Source organism: Affinirhizobium lemnae (assembly GCF_022968395.1).
GTDB lineage: Bacteria > Pseudomonadota > Alphaproteobacteria > Rhizobiales > Rhizobiaceae > Neorhizobium > Neorhizobium lemnae.
The window spans coordinates 1-14,946 of sequence record NZ_JALJQZ010000001.1 but is presented as its reverse complement, the minus strand read 5'-3'; the positions used below and the strand labels follow the sequence as shown (position 1 = coordinate 14,946).

Annotated in this window: 17 protein-coding genes and 1 pseudogene; 13 read left to right on the top strand and 5 right to left on the bottom strand. The window is 57.1% G+C overall.

The window, feature by feature from the left end:
- Positions 1–23: 23 nt before the first annotated feature.
- The 3 genes from MUU53_RS00090 to pyrC all read right to left on the bottom strand — a co-directional run bounded on the left by MUU53_RS00090 (position 24) and on the right by pyrC (position 3,164).
- Entirely contained in the window at positions 24–728 is a 705-nt protein-coding gene (locus tag MUU53_RS00090) for an orotate phosphoribosyltransferase (RefSeq protein WP_062555244.1), read from the bottom strand.
- Between the two features lie 116 nt (positions 729–844).
- On the bottom strand, positions 845–2,020 hold the full coding sequence (locus MUU53_RS00085) for a GGDEF domain-containing protein (protein ID WP_247259232.1): 1,176 nt from the start codon (positions 2,018–2,020) through the stop codon (positions 845–847).
- A 94-nt stretch (positions 2,021–2,114) separates the two neighbouring features.
- The gene (gene pyrC, locus MUU53_RS00080; protein ID WP_247259042.1) at positions 2,115–3,164 is read right to left on the bottom strand and encodes a dihydroorotase; all 1,050 of its coding nucleotides are present in this window, start codon (positions 3,162–3,164) and stop codon (positions 2,115–2,117) included.
- A gap of 214 nt (positions 3,165–3,378) precedes the next feature.
- On the opposite strand from pyrC, the gene MUU53_RS00075 reads away from it, so the two are divergent.
- Positions 3,379–4,308 (top strand): tetratricopeptide repeat protein, encoded by a 930-nt coding sequence (locus MUU53_RS00075; RefSeq protein ID WP_247259041.1) that lies wholly within the window; start codon positions 3,379–3,381, stop codon positions 4,306–4,308.
- A gap of 4 nt (positions 4,309–4,312) precedes the next feature.
- On the opposite strand, the gene MUU53_RS00070 is transcribed toward MUU53_RS00075, so the two are convergent.
- On the bottom strand, positions 4,313–5,353 hold the full coding sequence (locus tag MUU53_RS00070) for a proline racemase family protein (protein WP_247259040.1): 1,041 nt from the start codon (positions 5,351–5,353) through the stop codon (positions 4,313–4,315).
- Positions 5,354–5,504: 151 nt separating this feature from the next.
- On the opposite strand from MUU53_RS00070, the gene cysQ reads away from it, so the two are divergent.
- Entirely contained in the window at positions 5,505–6,332 is an 828-nt protein-coding gene (cysQ, locus tag MUU53_RS00065; protein WP_247259039.1) for a 3'(2'),5'-bisphosphate nucleotidase CysQ, read from the top strand.
- Here the strand turns inward: cysQ and hemN are convergent.
- The gene (gene hemN / locus MUU53_RS00060; RefSeq protein ID WP_247259038.1) at positions 6,318–7,667 is read right to left on the bottom strand and encodes an oxygen-independent coproporphyrinogen III oxidase; all 1,350 of its coding nucleotides are present in this window, start codon (positions 7,665–7,667) and stop codon (positions 6,318–6,320) included. The two genes, cysQ and hemN, sit on opposite strands and share 15 nt — an antisense overlap.
- A gap of 105 nt (positions 7,668–7,772) precedes the next feature.
- Here hemN and MUU53_RS00055 point away from each other — a divergent pair, with 105 nt between their 5' ends.
- The 11 genes and pseudogenes from MUU53_RS00055 to MUU53_RS00005 form a co-directional block, all read left to right on the top strand.
- Positions 7,773–8,495: a Crp/Fnr family transcriptional regulator gene (locus MUU53_RS00055; RefSeq protein WP_247259037.1), complete on the top strand. Its 723-nt coding sequence runs from the start codon at positions 7,773–7,775 to the stop codon at positions 8,493–8,495.
- A 246-nt stretch (positions 8,496–8,741) separates the two neighbouring features.
- Positions 8,742–9,833, top strand: coding sequence for a pyrimidine utilization protein A (gene rutA / locus MUU53_RS00050; RefSeq protein ID WP_247259036.1), 1,092 nt, complete (start codon positions 8,742–8,744; stop codon positions 9,831–9,833).
- Positions 9,830–10,576, top strand: coding sequence for a pyrimidine utilization protein B (gene rutB, locus MUU53_RS00045; RefSeq protein WP_247259035.1), 747 nt, complete (start codon positions 9,830–9,832; stop codon positions 10,574–10,576). The genes rutA and rutB overlap by 4 nt, the downstream gene beginning before the upstream one ends.
- Before the next feature lie 24 nt (positions 10,577–10,600).
- Positions 10,601–10,990: a pyrimidine utilization protein C gene (gene rutC, locus MUU53_RS00040; protein ID WP_247259034.1), complete on the top strand. Its 390-nt coding sequence runs from the start codon at positions 10,601–10,603 to the stop codon at positions 10,988–10,990.
- 68 nt (positions 10,991–11,058) lie between these two features.
- Positions 11,059–11,832, top strand: coding sequence for a pyrimidine utilization protein D (rutD, locus tag MUU53_RS00035; protein ID WP_247259033.1), 774 nt, complete (start codon positions 11,059–11,061; stop codon positions 11,830–11,832).
- A 93-nt stretch (positions 11,833–11,925) separates the two neighbouring features.
- The gene (locus MUU53_RS00030; RefSeq protein WP_247259032.1) at positions 11,926–12,435 is read left to right on the top strand and encodes a flavin reductase; all 510 of its coding nucleotides are present in this window, start codon (positions 11,926–11,928) and stop codon (positions 12,433–12,435) included.
- 111 nt (positions 12,436–12,546) lie between these two features.
- Complete coding sequence (locus MUU53_RS00025; protein ID WP_247259031.1) at positions 12,547–12,978, top strand: curlin; 432 nt, start codon at positions 12,547–12,549, stop codon at positions 12,976–12,978.
- Between the two features lie 129 nt (positions 12,979–13,107).
- Positions 13,108–13,500, top strand: coding sequence for a curli-like amyloid fiber formation chaperone CsgH (csgH, locus tag MUU53_RS00020; RefSeq protein WP_247259030.1), 393 nt, complete (start codon positions 13,108–13,110; stop codon positions 13,498–13,500).
- Between the two features lie 199 nt (positions 13,501–13,699).
- Entirely contained in the window at positions 13,700–14,113 is a 414-nt protein-coding gene (locus MUU53_RS00015; protein ID WP_247259029.1) for a curlin, read from the top strand.
- A 139-nt stretch (positions 14,114–14,252) separates the two neighbouring features.
- Positions 14,253–14,681, top strand: a complete 429-nt coding sequence (locus MUU53_RS00010; protein ID WP_247259028.1) for a hypothetical protein — start codon at positions 14,253–14,255, stop codon at positions 14,679–14,681.
- Positions 14,678–14,946 (top strand): annotated as a pseudogene (locus MUU53_RS00005) (hypothetical protein); the annotation flags it as partial. The gene MUU53_RS00010 and the pseudogene MUU53_RS00005, both read left to right, overlap by 4 nt.

Sequence of the window (14,946 nt, the reverse complement as noted above, 5' to 3'; positions counted from 1 at the left end):
CCCTGGATTTGAGCTTTTATTCATTATTTCTTGGGCAAGCCAAGCTCGGCCACGCCGCCGTTGCGCGCAGACCAGGCGAGGGGTTGGTCAAGGAAGCTTTCGACCTCTCCAAGCGTCGCTTCACTGAAAAGCTGCTGCTGCTTTGCGACGGCAAGAACCTCGCGCCAGGTGGCAATATGGTGCAACTGCACCTTGCCTGCTGCAAACCGTGCTTCGGCCTCCGGGAAGAAGCCGTAGTAGAACAATGCGATCGCGTGATCGACAACGCCACCCGCAGCACGAATGGCGTCGATAAACTGAAACATGCTGCCGCCGACGGTGGTCAGGTCCTCAATCACCAGAACCCGTGCGCCTTCCGGCATATTTCCCTCGATCTGCGCATTGCGCCCGTGTCCTTTGGGCTGTTTGCGCACATAGATCATCGGCAAGGCCAAACGTTCCGCCAGCAGAGCGGCGAATGGAATGCCAGCGGTCTCCCCACCGGCGACGCAGTCGAACTGCTCGAAGCCGGCTCCGCGGGTGACGACAGAGGCAGCAAAATCCATGATCGTGGAGCGAATGCGCGGGAAGGACAGCAGCTTTCGGCAATCGATATAGACTGGGCTCGCCATGCCGGAAGCCAGTTTGTAGGGCTGTTCCGGACGGAAGTGAACAGCACCGATTTCCCAGAGCATCCGCGCCATCAATTCAGCCATAACGGCGCGGTCTGGATAGGTAATCTGTATCATCTGCGATCTCCTTGCCCGGTTTTATGCGCCATAGCAGCAACAGGGCGTGGAAACCAGCGGGACATCGGGACTCAGATGTTAAAAGCTCCGGCAATACGAGTTTTCCACGGACCTCGTCACGCCAGCGAACGGCTCTCTGGCATTTGAGCCATCAGGTCAGGTTTCGCCAGTTCAATACGATTACGCCCAGCCCGCTTGGCCTGATAGAGTGCCAGATCGGCAAGCCTCAATATCGTATCGAAGTCACTGCCCTCGCTGCGTCCATAGGCAATGCCCGCGCTTACTGTTGCCCGGATCGTATCATTCAGGACCCGGATCTCACGATCGGCGAAATTACGCCTGACGCGTTCTGCCAACCATTCGGCATAGCCCGGTGCAGCTGTGCGAATAACGGCGGCAAACTCTTCGCCGCCCAGGCGCGAAACCATGGTCAAGCCAACACAATCCCGCAGTTCATCCGCCATAAGGCGTATAGTCGCATCACCCGCCGCATGACCGAATTGATCGTTGATACTTTTGAAGCGATCGATATCGAAAACGACGACCGCCATTTCATGCGTAAAGCTTTTCCTTTCATAAGCTTCAAAAAGAGCGCGTCGGTTCGGAAGGCCTGTCAGCGCATCTGTCAGGGACTCCTTGCGATGGAATTCCGTCAATCGTGCCTGATGGACCATCAGTGACATGGCTCCGATTCCAGTCATTCCGGCAATGCAGACGCCGATATTCAGATTTTCAGCCCAATTGTCGGGCGCCTGCCCGAGAACCCATTGCCCTTGAAAGGCGATTGCCGCAGCACACAGAACGAAGGAAATCGCTGTTGCCGTATAGAGGCATGTCATACCCAGAAGCGGCCCGGGAGCTTCCGCCCGTGCCATCCAATACTCGTAGGCCGTGGCAAACAAAATGATCGCAGCAGCAACATTCAGGCCGACAAAGCCCAGCCCGTCCAGCCCAAAGAGAATAGGCGTGACCGTTACAGCACCTGCAAGAACGGAACAACGAACCGCATCGCGCACCGGTGAACACCCAAGTCGGAACTGTCGGGAAGCGCCGTAAATAGTGGCAAACCCCATCAACATCAGCGAACAACACAGGATCGCGACGGGTTGAAGCGGTACTTCGGTATAGTAGCTATAGGAAAAAATGCCAGGCACCAGAAATGCAAGACCGGTAACGCAGGTCAGCAGGAAACCATCCTGCCGCCGCGCCATCCACGTTCCGAGAAACGTCAGGAGAAGACACAGGGTCGAAACCCCCAACGAGATCAGAAGTGTTTGATAATCCAGCATCATGCCCGCTCCGAACAACGTCATCATACGTTTCTTCGCTGCGCAGGTTAGGGCGCAATTCTATCGGAAAACTTACCATTTCCTAATATTTACAACCTTATGCGATTGCATTGCGTACAGCCCAATGTAGCGGAAATTGCGGATCGAACACCGTAATCGGACCCGCATCAGTCTCTATCTTTGCGGGATAGGTCTGCGGCTCGTCGCGCTTTTCCAGCACCATGATCTCTTCATTGGGTGCAAGGCCGTACCATGCCGGTCCATGCAGTGAGGTGAAGGCTTCGAGCTTATCCAAAGCGCGCTCCTCCTCGAACACATGGGCAAGACAGCTCATGGTATTGATGGATGTATAGATACCGGCGCAGCCACAGGCACATTCTTTCATGCCGTCCACATGGGGTGCAGAATCAGTGCCGAGGAAGAAACGGGGGTCACCGGATGTTGCGGCCTTCCGCAGGGCCTGGCGGTCCGTTTCGCGCTTGGCAATGGGCAGGCAATAGTAATGGGGACGAATACCGCCAACCAGGATTGTGTTGCGGTTGATGATCAGGTGATGCGTGGTGATGGATCCTGCAAGATTTCGGTCACTTGCAAGGATGTAATCCACGCCGACCTTGCTGGTCACATGTTCCATCGTGACCTTCAACTCCGGAATACGACGCCGGATGACATCGAGCTTCTCTTCGATGAAGACCGCTTCACGATCGAAGATATCGACTTCCGGCGTTGTGACTTCTCCATGAACGCACAGGTTCAACCCGACTTTTGCCATGCGCTCAAGCACCGGCATGACCTTGTCGATGTTGTGCACGCCGCCATGTGAATTCGTCGTTGCCCCGGCAGGATAAAGCTTTACGGCCGTGATGAGACCGCTCTTCTTGCCCTCTTCGACGTCATCCGCATCGGTATGCTCCGTCAGATAAAGCGTCATCAGCGGATCAAAGCGGTGGCCCGCCGGAACGGCCGCAACAATGCGCTCCCGATAGGCCTTTGCGTCTGTCGTTGTCACGACCGGCGGCACCAGGTTCGGCATGATGATGGCACGGGCGAAATGCCGCGATGTATCACCGATGACGCCTGCAAGCACGGCGCCATCGCGCAGGTGAAGGTGCCAATCATCCGGGCGACGAATGCTGATCGTGTTCATGGGTGCTGTTCCGCTGTTCTGAGTTGCCATCGCAATAGCACCGACCAGCAAAATCCGACAACTGTCTCTTTCGGTTTTTTGGTACGCCTGCGACACAATCGATCAACGGCAATCAGCAAGACGTGATCCTGAAGGGGCTTAAGGAACCGTTACGCAAGTACAGCGTTCGTTAATCAACCAAGTCAAGAGACAAGATCAAGGGCCGGAGAGAAGAATGACAATGCGTTCTTCCAGTATCAAGAAATTAAGCCTCGCATTTGCAAGCAGCGCCATCGCTTTGGGTGGCCTGACCCTCAATCTGAATGCCGAGCAGCAGGTTCCGGGCGCAATTTCGCTCGCCATGCAGGAACAATGCGACCAAATGGCGGGCAGCCCTTATGATCGCAGCCGGAACCAAGCGTATCAGCCTGTCAGCATTGAGCAGATCGACACCAATGCGGTCAATGCCTGCTCGGTAGCCTTCAAAGAGACCGGCAATCCCCGTTTTGCATTCCAGCTTGGTCGTGCTCTGAACAAGACGGAACAGGCGGATGCGGCGATGGCGGCCTATGAAACCGCTGTAAAGGCCGACTATTCTGCCGCGAAGGTCAATCTTGGCATGCTTCTGGGCCGAATCGGTGATCAGGCCTCTGAATTCCGGATGTATTCGCAGGCCGCCGAAGCAGGCAATGTGCTTGCAGCCTACAATCTAGGCGTCGCCTACCGCGATGGTCTCGGGACGGAAGCGAATGCCGCAAAGGCAATCCACTGGTTCGAGTTTGCCGCTGCGAACGGTGACGATACTGCAGCCTTCAATCTTGGCGCCATCTACGACGAAGGACAGATGGTGCCGGAAGATAACCAGATGGCAATCGCCTGGTACGACCTCGCTGCAAAGCGAGGCAACAAGGATGCCATGATCAACCTTGGCATCATGTTCGAATCTGGCGAAGGCATTGCTGCCAATCCGCAGAAGGCCGCTGAACTGTACGCTCAGGCCGCATCGCTTGGCGATAAATTCGGCGCACAGAAGCTCGCAGAAATGCAGGCGGCCGGAGTGGCTTCCCAGCCATCCCCGGACGTTTCCTCAACGGGCAGCGGCTTTGACATGCTGGTGCTCGGTCCCGGCGATGTGACCGTACCGTCCTCGCTGGTCGACATTTAGGTTATCAATCCAGAATATCGCCAGCCGACGGACCCCAGACATCTGTCATCGCGAACCCACGCGACAATGGATCGAACGGGTCGAGGGCCACAGTCTGCTGACCGAATGTGAAGCCTCGCCCGCTGATTGTCGGGATGATGGCCGGTCTTCCGGCCACCGTCGTCTCGGCCTTCAACCCTACACGGAATTCCGAACTGATAATGGAACGCGAGATCAGTGTATCACCTACCTTGACCTTTCCGCGCGCATGAAGCGTTGCAAGATTCGCGGAATTGCCCGTACCGCACGGTGAGCGGTCCGCCCTGCCTGGCCACATCGTCGTGCAGGTACGAATAACTCCATCAGGATCGGTGTCGCGGAACATGACATAGGCAATACCGGAAACGGCCGGAATTTCCGGATGCGCCACTGGGAAGGCAGCGTTCACGAGAGCCTTGAGCTCCATGCCCGCAGACACGAGGGCGGCTGCGTTTTTCTTCTCAATAGTCAGCCCAAGCTGTTGCACATCGACAAGCGTGTAGAAAACGCCGCCATAGGAGATGTCCAGCGAAATTCGTCCCCACTTCGTATCGAGGCTGACATCCAGTTCGTGAACGAAGGAAGGCACCATGGTGAGTTCCACGCGCTCACATCGTCCATCACGGCAGGTGGCTTTTGCCCGAACGACGCCAGCTGCCGTTTCCAGAACCACGATAGTTTCCGGCTCATGCATCTCCACGATGCCAGCCTCTAGCAGCGCTGTCGTGACGCATATGGAATTCGACCCGGAACTGGCATGCGCCTGATCAGGCTGGAGGATGATGAATGCGGCATCGGCATCCGGATGGGTTGGCGGCAACAGGAGGTTGACGGAGCCGATCGGATTTCCGCGCGGCTCAAGACACAGGAACCGCCTGAGCTCTTGCCCCTTGGGATCGGCATTCAACCACGCCAGCTTGTCGGCGATCGTCGCGCCCGGAAGCTTCGGCACACCCCCGATCGCGACCTTGCCGATTTCCCCCTCGGCATGAACGTCGAGAAGCTGCATTGTTCGTTTCCAGCGCATGGCCGCTCACTCCTGATATATCTGACGGGACGACATTAATCCGAAGTCGAAGCGAGCGAAATCGCAGACTGACGCCTTTCAGTAATTTTCCGATTATACTCCAAGCAACTTCAGCATTGCATTCCGTACCAAGGTGCCGCATTCCAGAGGTATGACTGATTTCGAAACGCAACTTCTGGCCCTGTTCGAGACCGCCGCTTTGCGAGCCGGACGGATCATCCTCGATATTTATGAACGCGGCTGCGGCGTGGAGACGAAAGAGGATTCCTCGCCTGTCACGGAAGCGGATATAGCCGCGGAAGCGGAAATCCTGGCGGTTCTTGCGCCTGCTCTTGTCGATATTCCTGTGATCGCCGAGGAGCAGATGTCGCAAGGCATTCAGCCGGACATCAGCGGCGGGCGGTTCCTGCTGATCGATCCGCTGGATGGGACGCGGGAATTCATCAGCCGCAATGGAGAATTTACCGTCAACATTGCCCTGATTGAACATGGGGTGCCGGTGGCGGGTATCGTTTACGCTCCGGTTCTGGCGACGGCCTATGTCGGCGGAGCGTCAGCCGCATGGAAGCTTGCGATTGGTGGGAACGATGAGGTTATCGAGCGGAGACAAATCCGTGTCCGCTCGCGACAGACGCCGCCGGTTGCACTAACCAGTCGCTCACATCGCGACGCCTTTATTGGCCCATATCTGGATTCGCTTGGCGTAAAAGATTGCCGTATTGTAGGCTCATCCCTGAAATTCGGTGTTCTGGCGGAAGGCGCGGCAGATCTTTACGCGCGATACAATCGAACCATGGAGTGGGACACTGCAGCAGGGGATGCAGTTCTACGTGCCGCCGGCGGCATGACTCTGACCGCCGACGGCACCCCCCTGAAATACGGAAAGACCGGCCAGACTGGCGATGCCGATTTTGCCAATCCGGGCTTTTTCGCCTGGGGCCAGCCCCCTTTAGACAGCACCCCTTCAAACAGCAACTGAGTGGCGCGCGGCGTTTCGCCCGAAGTATTGATCGAAGCCTGCGGCAATCGTGCGAACGAACACCCGACCCGCCTCCTTCACCTCGAACCGGTCTCCATCAAAGCTGATGAACCCATCCTGATCCTGCTGTTGAAGACGGGCGGCATCGGCCAACAGAACATCCGCTGCAGCGCCATATTCACGGCGAAGATCGCGTATGGAGAAGCCGTAAGAGCACATCAACTGCTCGATGGCGCTTCCGACGACACGATCAGTCACCGTCAGTTCGATGCCTTTTCCAATGGGAAGCCGGCCTTCGCTGACCGCACGCATATATTCGCCAGTCGCCACGATGTTCTGTGCGTAGCCCGCCTGCACCTTGCCGATGGCGGAAGCACCCAGACCAATCAGGCTCGGCGCGCTATCTGTGGTGTAACCCTGAAAATTACGCTTTACTTCGCCTGCGTCGAGCGCGACAGCGAGACTGTCCCCTGGCTTGGCGAAATGATCGATCCCGACCGCGAGATAGCCTTCAGCCGTTACCATGTCGCTGATGAGTTGCTGCATGGCGAAGCGCTCCTCGACACCCGCCAGCGCTTTCTCGTCAATCAAGGTCTGGTGCTTCTTCATCCACGGCACATGGGCATAGCCAAAGATCGCAAACCGTTCCGGCTGCATGGATAGTGCCATTGTGAGCGTTTTCTCCAGACTGGAGCGTGTCTGATGCGGCAGGCCATAGACGACGTCGAGATTGATGCCGCCGATCTCCAACTCTCTCAGAAGCGAAACAATCCTATGCGTCTGCTCGAAAGACTGAGGACGGTTGATGGCGGCCTGAACCTTCGGATCGAAGTCCTGCACTCCAACACTCGCGCGCGTCACACCAAAGGCTCGCCAGCCCTCCAGCTTCTCGCGATCCACGAAACCGGGATCGATCTCGACGCTGATTTTGGCCACCTCCTCTACGTCGAAATTTCGGTCCAACGCGTCTCTGATCCGCATGAGATCCGGGATCGAGAGGATCGTCGGTGAGCCGCCGCCAAAATGAATGCTGCCAACCTTACGCCGCTTTGGCAGATGGCGAGCGACCAATTCGATCTCTGCCAGCAGAGCATCCATATATCCGGCCACCGGCTCGTAGCGCTTGGTCTGCTTGGTATGGCAGCCGCAGTACCAACAGAGCCGATCACAAAACGGGATATGCAGGTAGAGCGAAAGGCCTGTTTCTCCGTCTTCGCTTGCAAGCCAATCAGCATAGGTCTCGCCGTTCACGCCCGCATGGAAATGGGGCGCAGTCGGATAACTGGTGTAACGGGGAACCGCGATGGCATAGCGACGGATAAGTTCTGGCTGCATGGGATGTTCCTTTTGCAGCGACATTAGAAGCTCGCAGCCGCCATTCCTTGATCAAGATCAAGTGGAATGGAAGCCTCCTCAAGAAGCCGCTATAACAGGCGCGCCATGGATATTTCACGCCTCGACATTCACAACTCAGACACCCCCGAACTCTGCAAGAGCTGCGAGGTTCGCCACAAGGGCATGTGTGGCGCCTTGAACGGCATGGAACTGACATTGCTCTCGAAGCATACGAGGCAAGTCAGCCAGCCCGCCGGTGAGGAACTCGTCGGTGAAAGCACCGATATCGATGCCTATGACAACATTATGCGGGGCGTGGTAAAGCTCTCGAAGACGCTTGAGGATGGCCGGCAGCAGATCGTGGGACTACAGTTTGCCCCGGATCTCGTTGGCAGGCTCTATGCCAGCGAAAGCCCGATGACTGCCGAAGCCGCATCGGATGTGGATGTCTGCCGTGTACCGCGTCGCATTCTGGAAAGACTGATCGACGGAAACCCGGAACTGCGCAAAAGACTGATGGATCAATCCCTGCGCGAACTGGATGAGGCACGCGACTGGATGGTAACGCTCGGTCGCAAGACCGCTTCAGAAAAAGTTGCCAGCCTGCTTCTGCTGATTGCCACGCATCTGGATCCGGACGCAGAAGGCGAGAGACGCGTGTTTGACCTCCCCGTCTCCCGGCTGGATATTGCAGATTATCTTGGCCTGACAATCGAAACTGTCTCCCGCCAGCTTTCAAAGCTCAAGGGCGAAAAGGTCATCTCGATTACCGCAAACCGGCATATCGAGGTTCTGAATTTCACGAAGCTGCGCGTCCGCGCCGGATAAAATACGGCGCCCGACACTTTGCCTACCAATTGATCAAGATCAAAATATAAGCAGGGCACCGCTCATCAGGTGCTCGGGAGGACGGCTGCCTGTCTAACGGATAGGCATTTTTTGACCATTTGATAAATTTTCTAAACCTCCAGAAATCAACGCTCTGAATTTGTTGCATTAATCAGCTTGGCACGCCGTTTGCTACCTCTGTCTCAGCTGGTCTCCGGACCGAAAACGACTGAAAGGAGCAACTTCATGGAAATCGGTGTCTTCATTCCAATCGGCAATAATGGCTGGCTGCTTTCGGAAAATGCGCCGCAGTACAAGCCGAGCTTCGAGCTGAACAAGGAGATAACGCTCCGGGCGGAGAAGTACGGCTTCGACTTTGCGCTCTCAATGATCAAGCTGCGTGGCTTTGGCGGAAAGACGGAGTTCTGGGACTATAATCTGGAAAGCTTTACGCTCATGGCGGGTCTTGCCGCCGTCACCTCCAGGATCAAGCTCTTCGGCACGGCCGCTACGCTCATCATGCCACCGGCCATCGTCGCACGCATGGCCACAACGATTGATTCCATTTCGGGCGGACGCTTTGGCGTCAACCTCGTCACCGGCTGGCAGCGACCGGAATACAGCCAGATGGGCCTGTGGCCGGGAGATGACTATTTCTCAGACCGGTACGAGTATCTGAGCGAATACACGACCGTACTGAAGGACCTGCTTACCACCGGCCAATCCGACCTGAAGGGCAAGTATTTCCAGATGGATGATTGCCGCATGAAGCCGGTGCCGCAGGGCGATGTGAAGCTCATCTGCGCCGGTTCCTCGAATTCAGGCATGGCGTTCTCGGCACAGTTTGCCGACTACAGCTTCTGCTTCGGCGTTGGCGTCAACACGCCCAAGGCCTTTGCACCGACCAATGAGCGGCTTCTAGCCGCCACGGAAAAGACCGGTCGTGAAGTGCGCTCCTTCGTACTGACTATGGTGATCGCGGAAGAAACGACAGATGCCGCCTTCGCCAAATGGGAACACTACAAGGCAGGTGCGGATGAAGAAGCCATAAAGTGGCTTGGCCTGCAGAGTGCCGCCGACACCAAATCCGGCTCCGATACCAATGTGCGCCACATGTCCAACCCGGTTTCCGCCGTCAACATCAACATGGGCACCTTGATCGGCTCCTATGCGGAAGTGGCAGCCATGCTGGATGAGATGAGCGAAGTGCCCGGCACCGGCGGCGTGATGCTGACCTTCGACGACTTTTTGGAGGGCATCGAAAAGTTCGGCCGGTTCGTACAGCCATTGATGAAGAGCCGCGTCCACATCCAGCCCATGCTGGAGGCCGCAGAATGAGCGAGACCGTTGTTGCAGGCTATCAGCCTCGCCCGGAACTGGCAAAGAGCGTGACGCTTCCGGCTCGACCCGAACCGATTTCACTGAAGCCGTCTGAAACTGCCGTTGTAGTGGTGGACATGCAGAACGCCTACTCCACCGAAGGCGGTTATGTGGATCTCGCGGGCTTCGATATCTCAGGCGCCAAGGGGACGATTTCCAACATCAAGAAAACGCTGGATGCGGCGCGCGCGGCAGGCGTTCTGATTGTTTATTTCCAAAACGGCTGGGACAAGGACTACGTGGAGGCTGGCGGCCCCGGCTCGCCGAACTGGCACAAATCCAACGCGCTGAAGACCATGCGGGCACGCCCCGAACTTCATGGCCAGTTATTGGCCAAGGGTGGCTGGGATTACGCCATCGTGGATGAGCTTCAGCCGCAGCCCGGCGACATACTGGTGCCGAAGACGCGCTATTCCGGCTTCTTCAACACCAATATGGACAGCGTGCTGCGCGCCCGCGGCATCCGTAATCTCGTCTTTGTCGGCATTGCCACCAATGTCTGCGTGGAAAGCTCACTGCGCGACGCCTTTCACCTCGAATATTTCGGCGTGATGCTGGAAGACGCAACCCACCATCTCGGGCCAGACTTCATCCAGCAGGCCGCCGTCTACAACGTCGAGAAATTCTTTGGCTGGGTTTCCACCGTCAATGATTTCTGCGGCGCGATCGGTCAGGCAGCTCCCGCCGAAGCCGCTGAATAACATTTTTATATCAGGAGAGAGATCATGCCGAAGACCATCATCGTTCCCGAAGGCACGCAGAAGCCGATCGCGCCCTACTCCCCCGGCACGCTCGCCGATGGCATGGTTTACGTTTCGGGCACACTTCCCTTCGACAAGAACAACGACGTCGTGCACGTGGGCGATGCGGCGGCGCAGACCCGCCATGTACTCGAAACCATCAAATCCATTATCGAGACGGCGGGCGGCACGATGGAAGATGTCACCATGAACCACATCTTCCTCACCGATTGGTCGAACTATCAGGCGATCAACAAGGTCTATGCCGAATATTTTCCCGGCGACAAGCCGGCTCGTTACTGCGTGCAGTGCGGGCTGGTGAAGCCGGACGCTCTGGTGGAAATCGCCACCGTCGCACATATCGGCACGAAATAAACCGATGGCCTCCCCCTCGCGCCTAGGCGTCGGGGAGGCTCCCTGCCCACTTCAGCCAAGAGCAGCCCATGCATTACGAGATCCACGGCCTGACCGAACCAGATGCGCCGACCATTCTTCTTTCCTCTGGACTCGGCGGTTCAGGTGCCTATTGGGCGCCACAGATCCCGGCGCTCTCGAAGCATTTCCGTGTCATTACCTACGATCATCGTGGGTGCGGAAAAACAGGCGGCGAGGTTCCAGTGACAGGCGGCATCGCGGCTATGGCCAATGATGTGCTGGAAATCGTTGAGGTTGTTGGCCTCAAGAACCTTCATTTCATGGGTCATGCGCTGGGTGGGCTGATCGGGCTCGACATCGCTCTTCGCAAGCCTGGCCTTATCGACAAACTCATTCTGATCAATGCCTGGAGCAAGGCCGACCCGCATTCCGGCCGATGCTTCGATATCCGCCTCGAATTGTTGGAGAAGTCCGGTGTGCCTGCCTTCGTGAAGGCACAGCCTCTGTTTCTATACCCTTCCTGGTGGATGAGCGAAAACGCCGAACGGCTTGCACGGGATGATGAGCATGGCGTGCTGCACTTTCAGGGCAAAGAAAACGTAACGCGGCGCATTGCAGCACTTCGCACCTTCGATGTGGATGCCGTACTCGAGCGCATCTCCTGCAAGACCTTCGTCATGGCAACGAAAGACGACCTGCTGGTGCCATACACCCGGTCCGTACGACTTGATGAAGGATTGACCCATTCGACCCTGTCTGTCTGGGACCATGGAGGGCATGCCATGAACATCACCCTGCCAGATCGCTTCAATGCCGAGGTTCGGGAATTTCTTTCATCTTAAACACGCCATGACACTTTGAGAGCCACGCCGTTGAACCTTAGCGCTGCTTCCTCCGTAACGTCCAAGACGATCGCCCCTCTGGAGACATCTAAAATGTCCGCTTCGCCTCAACTTCTCTCCGCCACCGAGACTGACATGCGCCAGATTTTTCGAGATGCCATGGCGCGTCTGGCTGCTGCGGTCACCATCGTGACCACGGATGGGGATGGTGGCCGGGCGGGTTTTGCGGCAACCGCCGTATGTTCTGTCTCCGATTCTCCTCCCATGCTTCTCGTCTGCCTTAACAAGGGGTCTTCCGCTTACCCGGTGGTTGCAGCTAATCGCGCAATCTGCGTCAACATTCTGGCCAGCGAACATGAAAGCCTCAGCCGCCTTTTTGGCGGCAAGACTCCGGTAGACGAACGGTTCGCGGCGGCGACCTGGTACCGGACGGAGACCGGCTGCCTGCGTCTGGAGGGAGCGCTTGCGAGTTTCGACTGCACGATCTCCTCCGTCGCCGATGGCGGAACTCATGACGTCCTTTTCTGCTCTGTTGAGACGATCGATATCCGGAGCGAGGGCCAAGGGCTGATCTATTTCGACCGCGCTTACAGGACAGTGTGAGCAATCACGGCATGAACGGCAGCTAAATGGCGTCTTCAGACGCCATTCCGCATCAGCAATTTAAAAAGAAAGCGTTCAATGGCGGAACGATCCGCACAAGGAGACGCTTTCATGATCCGCAAAACTCTCATCGCTCTTGCAGCCCTGACCAGCCTCACTGCTACTGTGCCGGCCTTGGCCAACGATGTCCGGATCGATCAATACGGATGGTCCAATTCCGCTGGCGGCGCGCAGCATGGATCCTGGAACCGCATACGGTCTTACCAGAACGGCTATGGCAACTCATCGGCCTCTCATCAGCGCGGTTACGACAACCTCTCCGTCACGGGCCAGGACGGCAACCGCAATTCCGCCAGCACCTATCAGACCGGAAGCCGCAACAGCGCAGGTGTCGGCCAGTTCGGCTCCGATCATCAGACGATCCTGACCCAGGATGGCAATGGCAATATCGCTGCCGGTGTTCAGGCGGGCCGTGGCTGTAGCGCCAATGTAGCGCAAGCCGGCAGCGGCAATATCGCGGCCTTCGTCCAGTCCTGCGACTGACGCTGTAACTCTTTGTTTTATCGCATGTCTTTATCGCAACACCGCTGCACACTTAGCTACGACATGCTTTGACCCAAACCTGTTCAAACGCTTCCCGCCCACGCATGCCAGTTTGTTTGGAGAATGGCCATGTTCATCAATACCAATGCAAAGAGCACCGTGATCGTCGCCCTCCTGCTCGCAGCAGTGGGCGGAACGGCAGGGCTTGCCATCGCGGGCTCAAGCAAGGGTCCGCTACGCTGCGAGCTTCGCGTCACGAATTCCGGCGGCAACGTCACACTGGAAGCTCTTGCGTTCTCGGAGAAAAGCGTAGAGGGTACCTACCGACTTATGGTGGATGGATCGGGCCAAGGCGGCAACAGCGTGATCCAGCAAGGTGGCCCCTTTAATGTGGCGCCCGCGAAAGCCAGGTCTCTCGGCTTGGTATCACTCGGCATAGGTTCGAGCTACGATGCCCGACTGGAAGTCAAGGCTGGCGGAACAAGCGTCAAATGCACGGAAACGGTCGGCGCAGGCATATGAACTCCTGCCAACGGAATATTGTTGATGCGGCTTTCAGGAGCCCGATTTTCATTTTGTATTCATTGGCAGATCGGCACTTTCTACGGCGACCGAACTTGGCCCTACATGAAGTTAAACGAGAGTTAAACATCGGGTTCCGCAGCCATTCAGCCATGGCATGGCAAGCTCTCTTCAAGCTCAGATCAAGAGGAGACCGACGATGAACCGCCTGCTGAAGACACCCGTAGCCGCTCTTGCTTTGACAGCCCTTTCCCTGTCGCTTGGCACGCAAACGCCCGCCTATGCAGAGGGGTCGGTCTCCTTCACGCTCAACCCTTCGCGGAATCAGGGTGGAGACCTGCTTTCGACCGGCATACGCCTGTACTCCATGTATCGAGGATCGAAGCAAGGAGAGATCCGGCAGGATGGTTCACACAATGAAGCTGGCGTCGTCCAGAACGGGAGAGACAATGTGGGGTTCATCCGGCAGCGCGGCAGCGACCACTCCGCGACACTGCGCCAGAACGGCGACGACAATGCCTACGGCATATTTCAGTACGGTCGCGGTGTGGCGACAGACGTAGAGCAACATGGCCAGGAAAGCGGCCTGACGTTCAGCTACGGATGGCAGTGATCCGCTCACGTTCTATCAATGTCGTTGGAAGAGGAATGGCGCACCTTGAGGTGGATGTTTCGAACGAATTGTTCGACACTTTAGCCGAATGGAACGCCTATCTTGAGCACCGGAAGTCGCAAGACCGTCCGGTGCCGCCATGCCCCTGATTGAGACTTTCAACCTTTCCGCTTCCAACCAAGACACGCCGAAACCGCGAAAGAAGCGGCTTCCGCCCTTCTCGATACGACTGTCACCGGAGGAACGCGCCCGCCTGGCTGTTGAGGCCGCGGGCGCTCCGCTCGGTGCCTATATCAAGGCGAAGGTTCTGGGGACGGCGCTGCCCGTCCGCGTCCGCCGGGCGGGTCTGGCGGTGGAAGACCGGACGGCGCTGGCACAGGCACTCGCTCTTCTGGGACGCTCGCGCCTGTCCAGCAACCTGAACCAACTCGCCCATCTCGCCAATATCGGCGCATTGCCGATGACACCGGAAACCGAAGCCGCCCTTCGGGATACGCTGGCGGACGTGCGCTATGTCCGCCGCCTGCTGATGACCGCGCTCGGCCTCAAGCCGGAGGATCGCCCATGATCCTCAAGGGAAGCCAGCGCGGATCGGGTCAGAACCTCGCCGCCCATCTGCTCAAAATGGAAGACAACGAACATGTCAGCCTGCACGAGCTTCGCGGGTTTGCGTCCCAAGATTTGCACGGCGCGTTCAAGGAAATCGAAGCCGTCAGTTTGGGAACGCGCTGCCGGAATTATCTTTTCTCCCTGTCGCTAGGTCGTGGTGATGATTTAAGGATTGGGATTCCCAAAAGAGCGCAAATCGGATTCAAAGCTGATTTTGGAGATCG